At 42.3% G+C, this 614-nt stretch carries 1 protein-coding gene; it reads right to left on the reverse strand.

The window, feature by feature from the left end; all coding sequences use genetic code 11:
• Positions 1–614, reverse strand: a 614-nt coding sequence (locus tag AB4486_RS22980) for a DEAD/DEAH box helicase (RefSeq protein ID WP_372118815.1), incomplete at both ends; no start/stop codon positions are given.

Here is a 614-nt window from a genome sequence, read left to right on the forward strand (position 1 = left end):
TATTGAGACCGATTGAGCATACTTTTCAGAAAGTACCTTTTTAATTGTTTGTGCGTGCTGAACTGATGCAGCAACAATTAACCCTCCAGCCGTCGGGGATCGAGAACGGATTTCTGCAAGCTTTTTGCAACCCAACCCAAGTAAGTACTCCATTGCATCTTCATTATGAATGATGCTTTGATATGAGGCCTTGGTCTGCTTAATCATTTCCAATATTGAAGTAAAAGACTCCACCTTCTCATCGTTCGTCACGGTCAAATGTTCATTATCAACCAAAACAATCTTAGGGGCTCTGCAAACCTTATCGCCGATTGCTTGTTTCAACGTGTATTGATAATCAACCAAAAGTATCCCGTCAGGATCGCTGTACTGTCCCAATACTATTGGCAAAGAGTCTGAACGCCACGGAGTCCCTGAAAGAGCAAGGGTATACGTTGCGAGTCCTTGAATCTTTGCAAGGACTTGTTGGCCCCAAACATTCGCATTTTCAATCTCTGTACCAGAGCAATGGTGTATCTCATCAAAGACCACAAAAACTCGATGATTTCTTAGCGTCAGCCAAAACTCCTCATTTAGAAATTGAATCGACTGATAAGTGAGAGATCGTCCAATAG

The sequence above is a fragment of the Vibrio sp. 10N.222.55.C6 genome, from assembly GCF_041473395.1.
GTDB lineage: Bacteria > Pseudomonadota > Gammaproteobacteria > Enterobacterales > Vibrionaceae > Vibrio > Vibrio crassostreae_C.